Annotated in this window: 20 protein-coding genes; 10 read left to right on the top strand and 10 right to left on the bottom strand. The window is 70.9% G+C overall.

The genetic code is table 11. The features are described from left to right. Positions 1–98 precede the first annotated feature (98 nt). Positions 99–665, top strand: a complete 567-nt coding sequence (locus ACXKZB_RS03455) for a GNAT family N-acetyltransferase (RefSeq protein WP_488824721.1) — start codon at positions 99–101, stop codon at positions 663–665. A gap of 79 nt (positions 666–744) precedes the next feature. Here ACXKZB_RS03455 and ACXKZB_RS03450 read toward each other — a convergent pair whose 3' ends face one another. Both ACXKZB_RS03450 and ACXKZB_RS03445 read right to left on the bottom strand, forming a co-directional pair. Then, a complete protein-coding gene (locus ACXKZB_RS03450) occupies positions 745–2271 on the bottom strand; it encodes a catalase (protein ID WP_123310303.1) in 1527 nt (508 codons plus the stop codon). 50 nt (positions 2272–2321) lie between these two features. After that, positions 2322–2846: a Fur family transcriptional regulator gene (locus ACXKZB_RS03445; protein WP_488824720.1), complete on the bottom strand. Its 525-nt coding sequence runs from the start codon at positions 2844–2846 to the stop codon at positions 2322–2324. Positions 2847–3015: 169 nt separating this feature from the next. On the opposite strand from ACXKZB_RS03445, the gene ACXKZB_RS03440 reads away from it, so the two are divergent. Continuing rightward, a complete protein-coding gene (locus ACXKZB_RS03440; RefSeq protein WP_488824719.1) occupies positions 3016–4329 on the top strand; it encodes an acyltransferase family protein in 1314 nt (437 codons plus the stop codon). 148 nt (positions 4330–4477) lie between these two features. After that, entirely contained in the window at positions 4478–5296 is an 819-nt protein-coding gene (locus ACXKZB_RS03435) for a cytochrome c oxidase assembly protein (protein ID WP_488824718.1), read from the top strand. Positions 5297–5547: 251 nt separating this feature from the next. On the opposite strand, the gene ACXKZB_RS03430 is transcribed toward ACXKZB_RS03435, so the two are convergent. After that, positions 5548–7197, bottom strand: coding sequence for a DHA2 family efflux MFS transporter permease subunit (locus tag ACXKZB_RS03430; RefSeq protein WP_488824717.1), 1650 nt, complete (start codon positions 7195–7197; stop codon positions 5548–5550). Beyond that, positions 7194–7808, bottom strand: coding sequence for a PadR family transcriptional regulator (locus ACXKZB_RS03425; protein ID WP_488824716.1), 615 nt, complete (start codon positions 7806–7808; stop codon positions 7194–7196). The genes ACXKZB_RS03430 and ACXKZB_RS03425 overlap by 4 nt, the downstream gene beginning before the upstream one ends. A 189-nt stretch (positions 7809–7997) precedes the next feature. On the opposite strand from ACXKZB_RS03425, the gene purS reads away from it, so the two are divergent. Genes purS through ACXKZB_RS03405 form a run of 4 tightly spaced genes read left to right on the top strand, consistent with a single transcriptional unit; the run spans position 7998 to position 12304 of the window. Then, positions 7998–8249: a phosphoribosylformylglycinamidine synthase subunit PurS gene (gene purS / locus ACXKZB_RS03420; protein ID WP_017886272.1), complete on the top strand. Its 252-nt coding sequence runs from the start codon at positions 7998–8000 to the stop codon at positions 8247–8249. A gap of 5 nt (positions 8250–8254) precedes the next feature. Beyond that, positions 8255–8950: a phosphoribosylformylglycinamidine synthase subunit PurQ gene (purQ, locus tag ACXKZB_RS03415; protein WP_111085606.1), complete on the top strand. Its 696-nt coding sequence runs from the start codon at positions 8255–8257 to the stop codon at positions 8948–8950. Positions 8951–8985: 35 nt separating this feature from the next. After that, positions 8986–11367 carry a phosphoribosylformylglycinamidine synthase subunit PurL gene (purL, locus tag ACXKZB_RS03410; RefSeq protein ID WP_258373281.1) on the top strand — a complete coding sequence of 794 codons (2382 nt, stop codon included), beginning with the start codon at positions 8986–8988 and terminating at the stop codon, positions 11365–11367. 16 nt (positions 11368–11383) lie between these two features. Beyond that, positions 11384–12304, top strand: coding sequence for a 2-hydroxyacid dehydrogenase (locus ACXKZB_RS03405; RefSeq protein ID WP_185021223.1), 921 nt, complete (start codon positions 11384–11386; stop codon positions 12302–12304). Between the two features lie 13 nt (positions 12305–12317). Here ACXKZB_RS03405 and ACXKZB_RS03400 read toward each other — a convergent pair whose 3' ends face one another. The 3 genes from ACXKZB_RS03400 to ACXKZB_RS03390 are packed head-to-tail and all read right to left on the bottom strand — an operon-like array spanning position 12318 to position 14157. Next, positions 12318–12737: a GNAT family N-acetyltransferase gene (locus ACXKZB_RS03400; RefSeq protein ID WP_488824715.1), complete on the bottom strand. Its 420-nt coding sequence runs from the start codon at positions 12735–12737 to the stop codon at positions 12318–12320. A gap of 2 nt (positions 12738–12739) precedes the next feature. Beyond that, the gene (locus ACXKZB_RS03395) at positions 12740–13837 is read right to left on the bottom strand and encodes a lactonase family protein (RefSeq protein WP_488824714.1); all 1098 of its coding nucleotides are present in this window, start codon (positions 13835–13837) and stop codon (positions 12740–12742) included. Next, positions 13834–14157 (bottom strand): chorismate mutase, encoded by a 324-nt coding sequence (locus ACXKZB_RS03390; protein ID WP_488824713.1) that lies wholly within the window; start codon positions 14155–14157, stop codon positions 13834–13836. The genes ACXKZB_RS03395 and ACXKZB_RS03390 overlap by 4 nt, the downstream gene beginning before the upstream one ends. Before the next feature lie 60 nt (positions 14158–14217). On the opposite strand from ACXKZB_RS03390, the gene ACXKZB_RS03385 reads away from it, so the two are divergent. Next, entirely contained in the window at positions 14218–14622 is a 405-nt protein-coding gene (locus ACXKZB_RS03385; protein ID WP_123310317.1) for a DUF1304 domain-containing protein, read from the top strand. 106 nt (positions 14623–14728) lie between these two features. On the opposite strand, the gene ACXKZB_RS03380 is transcribed toward ACXKZB_RS03385, so the two are convergent. Continuing rightward, positions 14729–15733, bottom strand: coding sequence for an iron-siderophore ABC transporter substrate-binding protein (locus ACXKZB_RS03380; protein WP_123310319.1), 1005 nt, complete (start codon positions 15731–15733; stop codon positions 14729–14731). Positions 15734–15827: 94 nt separating this feature from the next. On the opposite strand from ACXKZB_RS03380, the gene ACXKZB_RS03375 reads away from it, so the two are divergent. Then, a complete protein-coding gene (locus ACXKZB_RS03375; protein ID WP_488824712.1) occupies positions 15828–16658 on the top strand; it encodes a shikimate dehydrogenase family protein in 831 nt (276 codons plus the stop codon). A gap of 9 nt (positions 16659–16667) precedes the next feature. Here the strand turns inward: ACXKZB_RS03375 and ACXKZB_RS03370 are convergent, their stop codons facing one another. Then, positions 16668–17054, bottom strand: coding sequence for a YchJ family protein (locus tag ACXKZB_RS03370; RefSeq protein ID WP_488824711.1), 387 nt, complete (start codon positions 17052–17054; stop codon positions 16668–16670). Between the two features lie 9 nt (positions 17055–17063). After that, on the bottom strand, positions 17064–17489 hold the full coding sequence (locus ACXKZB_RS03365; protein ID WP_123310325.1) for an organic hydroperoxide resistance protein: 426 nt from the start codon (positions 17487–17489) through the stop codon (positions 17064–17066). Positions 17490–17709: 220 nt separating this feature from the next. Here ACXKZB_RS03365 and ACXKZB_RS03360 point away from each other — a divergent pair, with 220 nt between their 5' ends. Beyond that, the gene (locus ACXKZB_RS03360) at positions 17710–18402 is read left to right on the top strand and encodes a hypothetical protein (RefSeq protein ID WP_488824710.1); all 693 of its coding nucleotides are present in this window, start codon (positions 17710–17712) and stop codon (positions 18400–18402) included. Positions 18403–18444: the final 42 nt, after the last annotated feature.

Raw genomic sequence — 18444 nt, 5'->3', positions numbered from 1 at the left:
CGAAGCGACAGATCGCCGCGAACGGTTCGCGGCGATCTGTCGCTTTGCCGGACCAAGCGAACGCAACGATCTCCACCACATCCGGGCAGGATGGACGCGTGACTGATGACATCCGGTGGGAGGTGCTCGAGGAGAGCTCCCTCTCGCTCCCCGACCACGAAGCGATCGCAGCACTGCTGGGGCAGGCGTTCCCGGACTGGTCCCACTGGTACGTGGGCGGCCGCAGCTGGTCCGGCATGCAGCCCGAGCGCCGGGTCCTCGCCCGCGACCAGGACGGCGTCGTCCTGGCGCACGTCGGGATCCGCCGCATGTTCATCACGGTCGGCGGCCAGGACCTGCTCGTCGGCGACACCGGCCTCGTCGCCGTGTCGCCCCGACTGCAGGGAACGGGCAGGGGCCGCGAACTCATGGAGCGGGCACACACGGTGCTCGAGGGCCTGGCGGTGCCGTACGGATTCCTCGGCGCGGGCGAGAACCGCATCCCCTTCTACGCGAACCTCGGCTGGCACCACTTCGACGACGTGGTCGCCGACTACACGGCGTTCACGGCCGAGGGCGCCGGCCTGCCGATGACCGACCAGGGCGGCTGGATGGTGCTGCCGGTGGCAGCACAGCTCGAGGACTGGCCAGCAGGACCGATCTGGCTGAACGGCCAGCAGGTCTAGAACCGCTTCAGACCAACGGACGGGAGGCACGGTGCCAGCTGGCACCGTGCCTCCCGTCCGTCAGGTGGTGGAGCGGGGCTTACGCCTCGACGGCCACCGTCTCCGGGTCCTCGTTCGAACCCGGCGCGCTCGGCACGACCGCGGCGCGCACGCGCGCACCGAGGTCGGCGTCGACGTTCGTCCAGTACGCGAAGACACGCTCGCGCAGGTCGTCACGCGTCACCTTCGAGACGTGACCGGCGATGTTGCCGACCAGGCGCTCACGGGCGGCGTCGTCGAGGACCTCGCGGACCATCGTGCCGGCCTGGCCGAAGTCGTCGTCCTCCGGGTGCAGGGTCGCGGCGGAGCGCTGCAGCGCGCCGTCCGACTCCCAACCGGGCACGTCGTCGGTCGCGGTCGGGTCGGCGTGCGCGCCGCCGAGCGAGTTCGGGGCGTACACCGGCACCTCGGACTTCTGGAAGTCGAAGCGCATGGCGCCGTCCTTCGAGTACGAGTGCACCTCGTTCTTCGGGGCGTTCACCGGCAGCTGCGCGTGGTTCGTGCCGACGCGGTAGCGGTGGGCGTCCGCGTAGCTGAAGATGCGCGCCAGGAGCATCTTGTCGGGGCTCGCCGCGATGCCGGGCACGAAGTTCGACGGCGCGAACGTCGCCTGCTCGATCTGCGCGAAGTAGTTCTCCGGGTTGCGGTTGAGCTCCATCGTGCCGACCTCGATGAGCGGGTAGTCCGCGTGCGGCCACACCTTCGTCAGGTCGAACGGGTTGAACCGGTACGACTCGGCGTCCGCGTAGGGCATGATCTGCACCTTGAGCGTCCAGCGCGGGAAGTCGCCACGCTCGATCGCGGCGTGCAGGTCACGGATGTGGAAGTCCGCGTCCTCACCGGCGATGCGGTCGGCGTCCTCCTGCGTCAGGGTCTTGTGGCCCTGCTCGGTCAGGAAGTGGTACTTCACCCAGAAGCGCTCGCCCTCGGCGTTGATCCACTGGTACGTGTGCGAACCGAAGCCGTCCATCTCACGCCAGCTCGCCGGCAGGCCACGGTCGCCCATGAGCCAGGTGACCTGGTGCGCCGACTCGGGCGACAGGGTCCAGAAGTCCCACTGCATGTCGTGGTCGCGCAGGTGCGAGCCGGGCAGACGCTTCTGCGAGCGGATGAAGTCGGGGAACTTGATGCCGTCGCGGATGAAGAAGACCGGGGTGTTGTTGCCGACGAGGTCGTAGTTGCCCTCGGACGTGTAGAACTTCAGCGCGAAGCCGCGGGGGTCGCGCCACGTGTCGGGCGAACCCTGCTCGCCGGCGACGGACGAGAAGCGCGTGAGCATCTCGGTCTGCTGGCCCGGCTGCAGGAACGCGGCGCGGGTGTACTTGCTGATGTCCTGCGTGACGGTGAAGGTACCGAACGCTCCGCCGCCCTTCGCGTGGACGACGCGCTCCGGCACGCGCTCGCGGTTGAACTGCGCGAGCTTCTCGACCAGGTAGTGGTCGTGCAAGGCGAGGGGGCCGTCGGCCCCGACGCCCATCGAGTGCTCGTCGCTCGAGACGGGAGCGCCGGAGTTGGTCGTGGTGGTGGGGGTGCCGGACGGGGTGCCGGTCGTGTTCTGGTCGGACACGGTTCCTCCTTGGGTGGAACGGTTGGTTCGGTCAGGGGTGCTCGGGTGGTTCAGGGGACGCGCGGGGCGTCGGGGGCGTCTGCGCTTGCGCCGGGGGCGCCTGCGCTTGCGCCGGGGACGCTTGCGCCTGCGTCGGGCGCCTCTGCGCCCGCGTCGTCGCGCTCGGCCGCGGCGCAGCGCTCGCAGATGCCCCAGTAGGTGACCTCGGCGGTGGTGACGGCGAAGCCGTGCGCGTCCGACGGGGTCAGGCAGGGCGAGTGTCCGACGGCGCAGTCGACGTCCTCGATCGCGCCGCACAGCGTGCAGACGATGTGGTGGTGGTTGTCCCCGGTCCGTCGCTCGTAGCGCGCGGGGCTACCTGCCGGCTCGATGCGTCGGACGAGCCCGACACCGGTGAGTGCGGCGAGGACCCCGTAGACGGCCTGGTGGCTGGTCGTCGGGAGTTCCGCGGTGAGTGCCGTGACGATGTCGTCGGCGGTGGCGTGCGGCATCGACTCGGTCGCGCGCAGCACCGCGAGTCGCGGTGTGGTCACCCGGAGGCCCGAGGTGCGGAGCAGATCGGCGTCGGCGTCCATGCTGAGCCTTTCTTTTGCAGGAATCAAGACAACGTGACCACTGTACACGAGCTTCTGCCGACGGTCAGCGTGATGACGCATGCCGCTACCGGAATACGAAGTGTCACGATCCGGTCGCGATCAGCTGGGACGATCCTGGACCGACCGTTCCGCACGCTAGCGTCCGGACATGTCCACGAGCCAAGGTCTGCCTGAACAGGCGAACAGCGCACCGGACGTCCGGGGGATCATCGCGAAGCGGGACCTGGTCGTCGACCTCATCCGGACGGCCTGCGTCGTCCTCGTCGTCATCGTGCACGTCACGATGGTCGGCGTCGCCGCCGACGACCAGGGGGTCCGGGTGACGAGCCCCCTGCAGGAGCTCCCGTGGTACGTCGCCGCCACCTGGGTCGGGCAGGTGATGCCCCTCTTCTTCGTGGTCGGCGGCTTCGCGAGCGCGACCGGCTGGCGCAGCACCGTCGCCCGCGGCGCACCGAGCCCCGCGCGCGACTACCTGGCCACCCGGCTGGTGCGCCTGTTCCGGCCGGCGGTCCCGCTGTTCGTGTTCCTCGCACTCGGGCTCGGGGTGGCGACGGCCGCCGGCACCCCGCCGGACCTCCTCGCCGAGGTCGCGTTCGGCATCGGTTCGCCGCTCTGGTTCCTCGCCGCGTACGGCATCACGCAGTGCTGCGTGCCACTGATGATGCGCCTGCACGAGTGGGCACCGTGGGCCACCCTCGGCGTCCTGCTGCTGCTCGCCGGAGCGGTCGACGCGATCCGCCTGGCCACCGGGGTCGCCGAGGTCGGACTGCTCAACCTCGGACCGGTGTGGCTCTTCGCCCAGCAGCTCGGGTTCCTCTGGGCCGACGGCTGGTTCGCGCGGCGCTCGAAGGCGCTCCTGCTCGCGGTGGCGGTCGTCGCCTACGCCCTGCTCGTCCCGATGACCTCGATCGGGCTGTGGGCACCGGACATGCTGCAGGACCTCAACCCGCCGATGCTCCCGCTGGCGTTCCTCGCGATCGCACAGGCCTGCCTGGTCCAGCTCGTGCACGCCCCGCTCACCCGCCTGATGCGCACCAGGGCCGCGCTCGGCGCCGTGTTCGTGCTCGGTCGGGACGGCATGACCATCTACCTCTGGCACCTGCCGCTCTTCATCGCGCTGAACGGGGTCGCCCTGCTGGTCGGGGTGCCGTTCCCGACGCCGGGCTCCGGTCCGTGGTGGGCGTCCCGTGTCGTCGCACTGGTCGTGGTGCTCGCCGTCGCGCTCGGGGTCGCTCGGGCGCTGCGCTGGTTCGACCGCCCGCTCCCCCGCCTACTGCCCTCGGCCGACCGTCCGTCGTGGCCCGTCGTCGCCGTCGCGGCGGTCTGTACGATCGGTCCGGCGTTCCTCGTGATGCAGCTGCACCTGTCGTTCGGGGTCGCGGTCATCGGCGCCGTCGCGGTGCCGATCGGGGTGTGGTTGCTCTCGCGGACCACGCCGGCCCGGGGCGTCACCCGGATCTGAACCGGTTCTCACCGATCGGAGCCGCTGGGGTCTGCGCCGGCACACACGCCGGGCAGAGGATGGCACGAGGCCGATCCGCAGGAGGCACCCGACGCCGTCGACACCCGAGTTCTGGAGCACCTGGCGGTTCGACCCCCTGTCAGCGGCGATGATCGTCGTCGCCGCGGTCGCGTACGGCTGGTGGGTCGTCGGTGCTGCCCGCCGCGGCGCGCGCTGGCCCTGGTGGCGCACCCTCGCCTTCGTCGCGGCACTGGTGTTGTTCGGGATCCTGCAGTTCGGCATCGTCGGCGTGCACGACCAGCAGCTGCGGTGGGCGTTCGTCCTGCGGTCCGCCCTGCTCTTCTTCGCGGTCCCCACCTTCGCCGCGCTCGGTGCGCCCGTGTCGTTGCTCCGGACAGGAGGCCCGGATCGCCTCGCGCGCGCCGCAGACGCCGCCCTGCGGTCGCGTCCAGTGCGTCTGCTCGGCAACGCGATCGTCGCGCCGCTGGTCGCCCTCGTCCTGTTCGGCCTGTTGCTGACACCGTTCGCGGCAACCCTGCGGGGATCGTCCGTCTGGGCCGTCGTCATCACGGTGACGGTGCCGGCGCTCGGCTTCGGACTGCTCGCCCCGCTGTCCGAGCCCGGGGTGCTGCGGTCGTCGACGTTCGTCACCGCGGAGTTCCTGCTCGCGTTCGTCGAGCTGATGATCGACGCGGTGCCGGGCATCGTGCTGCGGATCACGAACCACGTGCTCGACGGCTCGGTGGTGCAGGCGGTCGGGCAGCCGTGGTTCCCGTCCCCGCTGCGCGATCAGCACCTGGCGGGTGACCTGCTGTGGTTCATCGCCGAGGTGGCGGACATCCCCGTGCTCATCTCGCTGTTCATCCGGTGGCAGCGGACCGATCGCCGCGAGGCCCACGCCGTCGACGCCCTGACCGACGAGCAGATCGACGAGCTGACGCGGGCGCACTTGCAGCGCCGCGGGTGAGCGCGGGGGCGGGGGCGGCGGCGACCCGGAACGACAACCTCGATGTCGCACGACGTCGAGGGTGTCGCAAGCCCGCGGCCGCAACTGTTGCAGCCGCGGGACTGCGACAGAACCGTTGTCATACGACGTCGACGGTGTCGCACCCCCGCAGCCGCAACGACTCTGCCCGGGCCCCGGACCCTGGGCCCCGGTCGCACGCGGGCCCCGGGCCGCTCGTGCGAGCAGCCCGGGGCCCGTGTGGTCGGCGCGGGTCAGGCGTCGGCGTGCTTGCCGTGGTGGTCGATCGCGGCGAGCTCGGCCTCGGGCGTCGCCGGAGCAGCGGCCGCAGCGTGCGCGCCGTGCTCGGTCGGCTTCGCGTCGCCCTCGGTCGGTGCAGTGCCCTCGGCGCCGGGCTGGGTGGTCACGCCACCGGTCTGCTGCCAGGCGACGGTCTGCTTCGGCTTCGCCAGGAACAGCGCCGCCACGATCGCCGCGACGAGCACGATCGCCGGCAGGAACAGCGACTCGCCCATGGCACGCGAGAAGGGCTCGAGCAGTGCGCCCGGCAGTGCGCCGACCTGCTGCTCGGCTCCGCCCGCGGACACCCCGCCGGTCGAGGACGGGAAGTTCGCGGTGATCCGGGCCTCCATCAGCGCGGCGATGCCGGCCGACCCGAGGACCGCACCGATCTGCCGCGTGGTGTTGTAGACGCCCGAGCCGGCACCGGCCAGCTTCGGCGGCAGGTTGCGCGTCGCCGAGACGGACAGCGGGCCCCACATGCAGGCGTTCGCGATGCCGAGGAGCGCGCTCGGCAGGAGCACCCATCCCCAGTCGGCGCTCGACGACAGCAGGGCGCCGAACCAGAACAGCCCGGCCGAGAAGCAGGCGAGGCCGAACGCGGCGACCCAGCGCGGGTTCCAGCGGTTGAGGTTCTTGCCGACGAGCGGGGCGAGGCCGGCGGACAGCACGGCCTGCGGCACGAGGAGCAGCGCAGCCTGGGTCGGCGAGAAGCGCAGGACGTCCTGCGCCCAGAGCATGATCGGCAGGGCGAACGAGGCGATCGCGACACCGACGGCCGTGATGGCGACGTTGGCGAGCGTGAAGTTGCGGTCCTTGAACAGGCCGAGGGGCAGCAGCGGCTCGCCCTTCTGCGTGCCCTGCCAGACCACGAACCCGGCGAGGACGACCAGGCCGGCGATGATCAGGGCCCACACCGAGATCGGGCCGGCGATGGTGCCCCAGTCGTAGGTCTCGCCCTCTTGGATGCCGAAGACGAGCAGGAACAGACCGACCGCGGACAGGAAGATCCCGAGGTAGTCGAAGCGGTGGCCGTGGCGGTCGAACGACGGCACGAAGCGCTGCGCCAGGACGAACGCGACGACGCCCACGGGGACGTTCACGAAGAAGATCCACTCCCACCCGAAGCCGTCGACGAGCAGGCCGCCGACGATCGGGCCGACGAGCGAGGCGACACCGGCGACGGCGCCCCACAGACCCATCGCCGCGCCGCGCTTCTGCGGCGGGAAGATGCGCGTGATGACGGACATCGTCTGCGGGCTCATCATCGCGGCGCCGAGGCCCTGCACGACGCGGGCGACGATGAGCACCTCGATCGAGCCGGCCAGGCCGCACCACAGACTGGCGAGCGTGAAGACCACGAGGCCGATCTGGTACATGACCTTCGGGCCGAAGCGGTCACCGAGCCGGCCCGTGATGAGCAGCGGCACGGCGTAGGCGAGCAGGTACGCGCTCGTCACCCAGATCACGGCGTTGATGTCCGCGTCGAGCTTCTGCGCGATGGTGGGGGTGGCGACCGACACGATGGTCGAGTCGACGAGGATCATGAAGAAGCCGACGACGAGCGCCCAGAGGGCGGGCCACGGCTTCTTCTCGGTCGTCCGCGGAGGCGTGACGGTGGTCATCGAGTGGTGTCCTTGCTGTTCGTGGGGAAGTCAGTGTCTGTGGGGACGGCCGGGCCGTCCCAGGGGAGGTCGCCGCTGGCGATGCGGTCGACGGTGGTGCTGAGCCACTCGATCTGCGCGGCGAGCATCGCACGGACGTACGACACGTCGAGCCAGTAGCGCTCGGTGAGCTGCTTGGCGTGCACGCGCTGGAGCGCCTCGTCGTAGTCGTCGCGCTCCCGTTCGAGCGCGACGATCCGTGCCCGGACGGCATCGACCGCCTCGGCCTGCGGCAGGTTCTCGAGGACGGAGAGCGCCAGGTGGAACTCCGGGTACTCGTCGGCGGGCTCGGCCACCATGCGGCGGAGGCCGTCGGCGAGCGCTGCGCGGCCGGCGTCGGTGATCGTGTAGGTGGTGCGCTCCGGGCGGTTGCCGTCGCGGTCGGTGCCCACGACCTGGGCGAACCCGAGTTCGGCGAGGCGGCCGACCTGGTGGTACAGGGTGCCCGGGCGGACCTTGACGTTCCGCTCCTCCTGCCGGTGGAGCATCGTCTGGAACATCTCGTACGGGTGCATCGGCGCCTCGTTCAGCAGGTCGAGCGCGGCGAACGCGAGCGGTGTGAGCGACGCCATGCGGGCCTCCTGACGGATCGATGCGGCAGTCTTCGGACTGGACTATTCGACGTCGAATATACGGAGTGGAACACACGTGAGCAAACGCACAGCTCGCCCTCCACAGGAGGCCCGGATCCGTCCCGGCGTGTCGCGCGCGCCCCGTAGACTGGTCGCGTCCCCCCACCCCTGAAGTGCTGGAGAGAACACGTGCCAACGATCGTCGTCGAGGTCATGCCCAAGGCTGAGATCCTCGACCCCCAGGGCAAGGCGGTGGGCAACGCCCTCGCACGCCTGGGCAAGGCCGACCTGACCAACGTCCGCATCGGCAAGCGTTTCGAGGTGACCGTCGACGGCCCCGTCGACGACGCCAAGCTGGCCGAGGTCCGCGACATCGCCGCCGACGTCTTCTCGAACGCGGTCATCGAGGACGTCGTCTCCGTGACCGTCGAAGGCCAGTGACCCGGATGCGCATCGGCGTCATCACCTTCCCCGGCTCGCTCGACGACCGCGACGCCCAGCGCGCGGTCCGTCTCGCCGGCGCCGACCCCGTCGCGCTCTGGCACGGCGACCACGACCTGCAGGGCGTCGACGCGATCGTGCTGCCCGGCGGGTTCTCGTACGGCGACTACCTGCGCGCCGGAGCGATCGCCGCGAAGGCGCCGATCATGGCCGAGGTCATCGACGCCGCCGGCAAGGGCATGCCCGTGCTCGGCATCTGCAACGGCTTCCAGATGCTGGCCGAGGCCCGTCTGGTCCCCGGGGCGCACACCCGCAACGCGCACCAGCAGTTCATCCGCCGCGACCAGAAGCTCCGCGTCGAGACCACCTCGACGGCCTGGACCTCGGGGTTCACCGCGCAGCAGGAGATCACGATCCCGCTCAAGAACGCCGACGGCCGGTTCGTCGCCGACGCCGACGAGATCAAGCGCATCGAGGACAACGGCCAGGTCGTCTTCCGCTACGTGGGCGTGAACCCGAACGGCTCGATCGACGACATCGCCGGCGTCTCGAACGAGCGCGGCAACGTCGTGGGCCTGATGCCGCACCCCGAGCACGCGACCGAGCCCGGCTTCGGCCCGGACACCGCCGCTGCCATGGCCTCCGGCACGGACGGCCTCACCTTCTTCACCTCCGTGATCGAGTCGACGCTCGTCAAGTGACGACCGCGACTCCAGTGACAGGGAACGACAACACCGTGACGACTTACGTGCGCCCGAAGCCCGACACCGTGCAGGATGCCGCGGCGACTCCCGACAAGGACCAGCCGTACGACGCGCTCGGCCTGAAGCCGGACGAGTACGCCCGCATCAAGGAGATCCTCGGCCGCCGCCCCACCTCGGGCGAGCTGGCGATGTACTCCGTCATGTGGTCCGAGCACTGCTCCTACAAGTCCTCGAAGAACTACCTCCGTCAGTTCGGCAAGAAGGTCACGCCGGAGATGACGAAGAACCTGATGGTCGGCATGGGCGAGAACGCCGGTGTCGTCGACGTCGGGAACGGCTGGGCGGTGACCTTCAAGGTCGAGTCGCACAACCACCCGTCCTACGTCGAGCCGTACCAGGGCGCCGCGACCGGTGTCGGCGGCATCGTCCGCGACATCATCTCGATGGGTGCACGCCCGGTCGCCGTCATGGACCAGCTCCGCTTCGGCGCGATCGACCACGAGGACACCGCCCGCGTCGTGCACGGCGTGGTCGGCGGCATCTCGTTCTACGGCAACTGCCTCGGCCTGCCGAACATCGGCGGCGAGACGTACTTCGACCCGGTGTACCAGGGCAACCCGCTGGTCAACGCCCTGGCGGTCGGTGTCCTGCGGCACGAGGACCTGCACCTGGCGAACGCATCCGGCGCCGGCAACAAGGTCGTGCTGTTCGGTGCCCGCACCGGTGGCGACGGCATCGGCGGCGCATCGATCCTGGCGTCCGACACCTTCACCGAGGGTGGCCCGACCAAGCGTCCCGCCGTCCAGGTCGGTGACCCCTTCGCCGAGAAGGTCCTGATCGAGTGCTGCCTCGAGCTGTTCCAGAAGGAATTGGTCGAGGGCATCCAGGACCTCGGCGCCGCGGGCATCTCCTGCGCCACATCCGAGCTCGCGAGCAACGGCGACGGCGGCATGCACATCTCGCTCGACGACGTCCTGCTGCGCGACCCCACGCTCACGGCCGAAGAGATCCTGATGTCGGAGAGCCAGGAGCGCATGATGGCGGTCGTCCGCCCCGACAAGCTCGACGAGTTCCTGAGCGTCGTCGGCAAGTGGGAGGTCGAGACCAGCGTCCTGGGCGAGGTCACCGGCACCGGCCGTCTCGTCATCGACTGGCAGGGCCAGGAGATCGTGAACGTCGACCCGCGCACCGTCGCCGTCGACGGCCCGGTCTACGACCGCCCGGTCGCCTACCCGACCTGGATCGACGCGCTGCAGGCCGACACCGCTGCCTCGCTCGACCGGCCGGCCGACGGCCCCGCGCTCAAGGCGCAGTTCCTCAGCCTGCTCGGTTCGCCGAACCTGTCGTCGAAGAACTGGGTCACGAACCAGTACGACACCTACGTGCTCGGCAACACCGCGCTCTCCTTCCCCGACGACGGCGGCATGATCCGCGTCGACGAGGAGACCGGGCTCGGTGTCGCGATCGCGACCGACGCCAACGGCCGCTACTGCCAGCTCGACCCGAAGCAGGGCGCGCGCCTGGCCCTGGCCGAGGCGTACCGCAACGTCGCCGTCACCGGTGCCGTCCCCGCCGCGGTCACCGACTGCCTGAACTTCGGCTCCCCCGAGAACCCCGAGGTCATGTGGCAGTTCTCCGAGGCGGTCGAGGGCCTGGCCGACGGCTGCATGGAGCTCGGCATCCCGGTCACCGGCGGCAACGTGTCGTTCTACAACCAGACCGGCACCACCCCGATCCACCCGACCCCGGTCGTCGGCGTGCTCGGTGTCATCGACGACGTCGCCAAGCGCGTCCCGTCCGGCTGGCAGGACGACGGCCACAACATCTACCTGCTCGGCACGACGAGCCTCGAGCTCGACGGGTCGGCCTGGGCCGGCACGGTGCACGGACACCTCGGCGGTCGCCCGCCGGCAGTGGACCTCGGACGCGAGAAGGAGCTCGCCGAGCTGCTCTTCGCCGCGAGCGGCGAGCAGCTGCTGACGAGCGCGCACGACCTGGCGGACGGTGGCCTCGGCCAGTCGCTCGCCGAGTCGGTGCTCCGCTTCGGTCTCGGTGCCCGCGTGGTGCTCGACGAGCTCGAGTCGCGCGACGGCGTCGACACGGCGACCGCGCTGTTCTCCGAGTCGACCGGTCGCGTCATCGTGACCGTCCGGCGCGAGGACGATGTCCGCTTCCAGGGCCTGTGCGACGGCCGGGGCTTCCCGGTCCTGCGCATCGGTGTGACCGACGCCACGTCGAACGCGCTCGAGGTCCAGGGTGCGTTCACGGCGACGCTGGACGAGCTCCGCGGCACGCACAACGCGACGCTGCCGGCCCGCTTCGGCGACGTGATCGTCGAGGACGTCACCGAGGGGTACGTCGGCCGCGGGCCGCTCGACTCCGACGGTGCCTTCTCGCCGCGCACGGACTCCTAGGCCCGGCGGACACCGCGTGCCCATCGTCACCCTGCCCTTCGCGGAACTCGTCGACCGGTTCGGCCCCGTGCCGGACGGCATCGAGCTGGACGTGTGGGACGTCGAGGCGCCGTACGGTCGCCCGGACGACGTCGCCATCACGTTCCTGCCGTTCTACTTCGGTGGACGGCACCGCTGGCAGTTCGTGCACGACCTGCCGGCGCTCGAGCTCCTGCAGCTGCCGAGCGCCGGCTACGAGCACGCGGTGCCGCACGTGCCCGGTCACGCCCAGCTGGCGAACGGTCGGGGCATCCACGACGACGAGACCGCCGAGCTCGCCGTCGGGTTGGCGCTGACCTCGCTGCGGGAGATCTCGGCGTTCCAGGCCGACCGCGCGAACGGCGTCTGGGACGCCCGGGAGACCCGCTCGCTGGCCGACCGCCGGGTCACGGTCGTCGGGTACGGCGCGATCGGGTCTGCGATCGCCACCCGCTTCGAGGCGTTCCGCACCGAGGTCACCGTGGTGGCCCGCACCGCTCGCGAGCAGGACGGCCGACACGTGCACGCGTTCGGGGAGCTGCTGGAGCTGGCACCGACGACGGACGTCCTGGTGCTCATCGCGCCGCTGACGGACGAGACCGAACGCCTGGTCGACGCCGAGCTCCTCGCTGCCCTCCCCGACGGCGCCCTGGTGGTGAACGTCGCCCGCGGCAAGGTCGTCGACACCGATGCACTCGTGGCGGAGCTGCAGTCCGAGCGACTGTTCGCGGCACTCGACGTCACCGACCCGGAGCCGCTGACGGACGGCCACCCGCTGTGGACGACCCCGAACACGGTGCTGACGCCGCACGTCGGGGGCAACACCGATCTGAGCGTCCCGCGGTCGATCGAGCTGATGCGCCGGCAGGTCGCCGCGCTGGCCGACGGTCGCCCGTTCGAGAACCTGATCGAGCGTTAGCGACCGGTCCCCGTCAGTCCAGTCGGAGTGCCATGCCGAGACTCGGCGCGACGTCGTCGAACCCCAGCGACCGGTACAGCCGCTGACCGGGCGGATCCCCCACGAGCGTGACGTAGGCCCCGGCGGGTGCTCGGTCGCGGACGTCCTCGAGCAGCCACTCGACCACACGGCGTCCGAGCCCACGGCGCTGGTGGTCGGGATCGGTGGCGATGTCGGCGACGTGGAAGTACCACCCGCCGTCGCCGATCGTCCGACCCATCGCCACCGGTGTGCCGCCGGCGTCCACGACGTGGCACGCCGACCAGCTGCCGGCGATCGCCCCGGCGCCCTGCTCGGCGTCCTTCGGCGAGAGTCCGGAGTCCTGACGCAGCCGCAGGTAGTCCGCCAGCGGCGGCGCCCCGACGACCAGGGTGTACGGGTCGACCTCGGTCATGGTCAGAGCGGGACGATGCACGTCGGGGTCCCGACGGCGATCTGTTCCACGGCCTCGCCCGGCACACCGTCCGCACCGACCGGCAGCACGGCGATGGCGTCCGACCGTTCGTTGGCGACGAGCACGTACCCGGGCACCCGGGCGAAGTGCCGAGGCCAGGCGCCGCCGCACGACGCGGACCCGATGAGCGCGAGCCCACCGTCGGCAGCGTCGAGCACCACGATCCGGTCGCGGCCACGGACGGCGACGGTCACGAGTCCGGCGTCGTCGACCTCGATGTGGCTGAGGAGCGACTCCCCCACCGCTCCCTCGAACGTCGGGGTCGAGGCGATCGTGACGAGCGATCCGGACTCGTCGCGGCGGAGTCGGTGGACCGCGCCGTCGAGCTCACCGGCGACGAACAGGTCCCCTGCGTACCAGGCCAGGTGCCGCGGACCGACACCGGCCGCCACGTGGTGCACGCGCAACGGCTCGATCGTGGGGACGCCGTCGGCCGACACGGTCACGCGGAACTCGTGCAGCGCGTCGCCGCCGAGGTCCGCGACGAGCACGGTGCCGTCCGGCGTCGCCACGGACTGGTGGGCGTGCGGCGCGTCCTGCCGGTCCTGCACCGGGCCGGTGCCGGCGGGGAGCGTCGCGACCGCGATCGCGGAGGCGGGGACGGCGAGCCGGTCGGTCCGTCCGTGCACGCCGTCGGCGGGCAGGACGACGCCGTCGCTCGCGAGCACCGAGGCGGAGAACGACTCGGCCGCCGCGAGCGAGATGGCGGTCACCGTGCCGGAGACGTAGTTGGTGACGACGAGCGCCCCGGACGGGTCGACCCGCACGTGGCACGGGGCGTCACCGCCGGCGGAGGCGTCCCACAGGTGTTCGAGCGCTCCGTTCTGCAGCCGGAAGGCCGAGACGCCGCCATCGTTCGTCTCGGACACGGCGTAGACACGGTCGCCCGAAACGGCGAGGAACGAGGGGTCGTCGAGCACCGCGACGGTACGAGCGCCGGCGCGGGCAGCGCCGCCGTCGACCAGGGAGATACCGGTCGCGTTCCCGCCGCCGGTGGCCGTGTAGGAACCGACGAGCAGGGTCGGCAGGTCGACGCTCATTCGTCGCGTCCGGCGATGCGCTCGTGGTGGTGGATGACCTCGGCGACGATGAAGTTGAGGAACTTCTCGGCGAAGGCGGGGTCGAGGTGTGCCTCGGCGGCGAGGCTTCGGAGCCGTGCGACCTGGACCTGTTCGCGGTCCGGGTCCGCGGCGGGCATGCCCGATTCGGCCTTCAGGTGCCCCACCCGCTGCGTGTACTTGAAGCGCTCGGCGAGCATGTGGATGACGGCGGCGTCGATGTTGTCGATGCTCTGCCGGATGCTCCGGAGTTCGGCGACGGCCGTCGCTTCGGGCTCGGGCAGGGTGACGTCGTCGCTCATGCCCCGAGCCTACTGGCGGACGCGCAGCCGAACCCTGCCGACGCCTGCGAGAATGAGCACATGTCGGTCTTGCTCGTGATCTCGGGCGTGTGTGCGGTCCTCGCTGGCCTCGTCCACGTGTACATCTGGTTCCTCGAATCCATCATCTGGACGAGTCCACGCGCCCGCAAGGTGTTCGGCATCGCGTCCGAGACCGAGGCCGACGCGACCCGCTCCCTCGCGTTCAACCAGGGGTTCTACAACCTGTTCCTGGCGATCGGGGCGATCCTCGGTGTCGTGCTGGTGCTCGCGGGCAACACCGTGACCGGTTGGACCCTCGTGGTGTTCTCGACCGCGAGCATGCTCGGCGCCGCGGTGATCCTGGTCGGCTCCGGCCGCAAGTACCTCAACTCGGCGTTCAAGCAGGGCACGCTCCCGCTGATCGCCCTGCTCTTCGCGCTGCTCGGTTCGAGCTTTCCCGTCTGAGCCGTCTCGGCCACACCGTCAGCCCCACCACGCGAACGCGACAGGGTGCCGCCGAACACCGGCGGCACCCTGTCGCTTTCGCGGTGGAGAACAGGTCAGTTCAGGGCTAGCCGAGCTTGTCCTCGAACTGCGCGGGCAGCTTGTCGAGCGCCCACTCGATCGCAGCGGTCGTGCCCATCGAGAACGCCGACGACACGTCCTTGTCGTCGAACACGATGTAGTGGCCGGCCTCGACCGACGGCACCTTCTGGAACAGCGGGTCCGACTCGGCCTTCGACGCGTCGACGTAGATCGGCAGCACCAGGGTCAGGTCGGCGTCGAGCAGGTCGAGGTTCTCGTCGGACAGCGTGACGGAGAACGCCTTGCCGGCCTCCTTGTCGATGGCCGACGGGATCGTGAACCCGAGGTTCTTCATGAACGACGAGCGGCTGTCGGTGGAGGCGTACGCGCCGAAGCCCTCGGAGCTGTACGCGCCGACGACGGCGGACTTGCCCTCGAAGTCCGGGTGGGCCTTGCGGGCCGCAGCGTAGGCGTCGTCGAGGTCGGAGAGCAGCTTCTTGCCCTCGGACTCCTTGCCGAGCGCCTTCGCGATCATCGTGGTCTGCTGCTCGGTCGAGGCGAGGTAGTTCTCGCCGCCCTTCGGGATCGCGACGGTCGGCGCGATCGCGGACAGCTTGTCGTAGCGGTCCTTGTCGCCCGACGACTTCACGTCGAGGATCAGGTCCGGGTTCAGCTTGAGGATGTCCTCGTAGCTGGGCTCGAGCGTCTGGATGATCTTCGGCGACTTCGTGTACGCGTCCTTGAGCCACGGGCCGACGCCGTCGCCACCGAAGGCGAGCCAGTCGCTCGCACCGACCGGCTGCACGCCGAGTTCGAGGGCCGTCTCGGCGTCGCCCCAGCCGAGTGCGACGACGCGCTTGGGCTGCGAGTCGATCGTCGTGGTGCCGAGTGCCGTGGTGATGGACACCGGGAAGGCACCGTCGGACGACGATGCCGAGGACGACTCGGACGAACCGGAGCCGGAGGCACAGCCGGCGAGGACGAGGGAGGCTGCGACGACGGCACCCGCAGCGGCGAGGACACGTCGGAGACGGAGGGATGAGCGGATCACGAAGGGTAGCCTAACCTAACGGAGCGCGGAGGAAACCGGCTGGATAGGCTGGGTGATCGTGGCCGCCCCAGATCCAGACCGTACGCGCCTCGCGGTGCTCGGCTCCCCCATCGCGCATTCGCTCTCCCCCACGCTCCACGAAGCGGCCTACGCCGCACTCGGGCTGGGGTGGTCGTACGGGAGGCACGAGGTCGCGTCCGGCGGGCTCGACGCGTTCGTCGCGGGGCTGGGTCCCGAGTGGCGCGGGCTGAGTCTCACGATGCCGCTCAAGCGCGAGGTGCTGCCGCTCCTGAACCGTACGACCCCGCTCGTCGACGAGCTCGGGGTCGCGAACACGGTCGCGTTCCGACGCGAAGGGTCCGCCGTCGTCCGCGCGGGCGCCAACACCGACGTCCAGGGACTCGTCCGCCCGGTCGAGGCCCTCGGACACCTGCCCGGCGAGGCGACGATCCTCGGTGGCGGGGCGACCGCGGCGAGCGCCCTCACGGCGGCGGTGCGGCTCGGGGCGTCGCTCGTGCGGGTCTTCCTGCGCGACACCGCGAAGGCCGGCGCGCTCGTGGAGCTGGCCGTGCGGCTCGGCGTCTCGCTCGAGGTCCTGCCGCTCACCGACCTGCCCGGCACCCGACACGGGTTCGTCCTGTCAACGCTGCCCGGCGGCGCGGCCGACCCGCTCGACCTGGTGCTCTCGGGGTCGGACGCCGTGCTGTTCGACGTCGCCTACGAGCCGTGGCCGACCGCCGCCGCGTCGCGCTGGGCCGATGCCGGCGGCCGGGTGCTGAACGGCCTCGACATGCTCACCGAGCAGGCCATCGGGCAGATCCGTTTCTTCCTGACCGGTGACGAGGACGAACTCCTCCCCGACGAGGCCGCCGTTCGCCGTGCGATGCGCACCGCCGTCGGCCTGCCCGCCGTCATCAGCAGCTAGCGACCGCCGTCAGGCGACGACCCCGTCCACGTAGAACCACCGTCCCTGCTCGCGGACGAACTCGCTCGTCTCCTCGAGCGTGCCGCGGTCGTCGTCGGAACGCCACCACGCGCGGAACGCGACCGTGCCCCGGGAGTCGAACGGGCCTCCCGAGGTCGTCGTCAGGACGTCCAACCGGGTCCAACGCTGGGACGCGTCCAACTCGAGGGCCGCCGGTCGGGTGCGCGGGTGCCAGGTGAGCAGCAGGTACTCGGGCAGGCCCAGCGCGAACGCGCTGAAGCGGGAGCGCATCAGGCGCTCCGCGGTCGGCGCGGCTGCGCCGCCGTGCAGGGGGCCGCAGCACTCGCCGTAGGGGTTGCCGCTCAGGCAGGGGCAGCGCGTCTCGTCGGTGACCACGCCGGAACGCTAGTCGACGATCGACAGCGTGACGGTGATGTTGCCGCGGGTGGCGTTCGAGTACGGGCAGATCTCGTGCGCGCGCTCGGCCAGGCGCTGGCGCTGCTCCTGCGGCGCGGCCGGGGCGTAGACGTCGAGCTCCACCGCCAGGCCGAAGGCGCCGTTGCCGGTGCCGCCGATGCCGACCTCGGCGGAGACCTCGGCACCGGTGGTGTCGAGGTCGAGTTCCTTGCCCGCAGCGTGCAGGGCGCCGAGGAAGCACGCGGCGTACCCGGCGGCGAACAGCTGCTCGGGGTTGGTGCCCTCGCCGCTGCCACCCATCTCCTTGGGCGGGCGGGTGTCCAGGTCGAGCCGGTCGTCCTCGCTGCGGACGTGCCCGTCGCGGCCGCCTCCGGTGGCGTGGGCGGCTGCGGTGTAGACGATGTCGAGACTCATGGAGCCGAGGTCATCGCGCTCACCTGGACGATCGCTGCACGTGCCCGGGGTACCGGGACCGGGCGTCGGCGCACGCCGGTGCCGCCGGGCGTGTCCGGGGCGGGTGCCGTGCACTTCGTGAGCAGAAATGGTCGGGTCGCATAGGCGCACTTGACCATTTCTGCTCCCGAAGTACCGACCGGCCGAGCCACTCCGCGTCGCGCCCGGGTAGACATGACACGTGTTCAGGATCGGGTGGCAGGTGTACCGGGAGCTACTGCCCGAGGTCATCGGCGAGCGCATCCGTCGGCGCATGGTGGTCGTCGGCGCGATCGTCGCGGCGACCACGTTCGTCGTGCTGCTCCTCGTCGGGGTGCTCCTGGACCGCCTCGACGACCCCGTTCCCGGTCCCGCTGGTGTCGTCGTCGCGGTCGTGGTCGCCGCCGGCTTCGGGTGCTTCGGCGCATCGCTGGCGACGGCCGGTCCGAAGGGATGGGCCGCCCCGCCGATCCCGGGCATCGGTTGGCGCACGCAGGAGGCCATCGACCGCTACTACGGCAGGAATCCTCCGGCGTTGGAGCCCGAGCACCGCGATGCCGTGCTGCACGGTCTGCTGGAGAGCCGCGACCAGATCGTCCGCTCCGCCACCCGTTCGTTCCTGCAGTTCTCCAGCTGGGTGGGTCTCGTCCTCGGCACCGTCGTCTTCGTCCTCACGTTCTCCGTCGACGGCGACCGGATGATCGTGTTCCTCGGTGTGTGGTCCATGTGGCTCGTCATCTCGAGCGGCACCGCCATCATGGGCATCCGCACCCTCGGCCGCCAGGAGCAGCTGCGTGTCGAGGCCGAGGCGCTCCCGCCCGTCCCGCCGGCTCCGCCCACCCGCGGCCGGCCCGGCACCCCGAAGGGCAGCAAGCTCTCACTGCCGGGCGACTGAGGTCCCCGCGCGACTGTCGGGGGCACGGAGCACACTGGGCGC

The sequence above is a fragment of the Curtobacterium sp. ABR8 genome (assembly GCF_057812125.1).
This window is presented reverse-complemented; position numbering and strand designations above follow the sequence as displayed.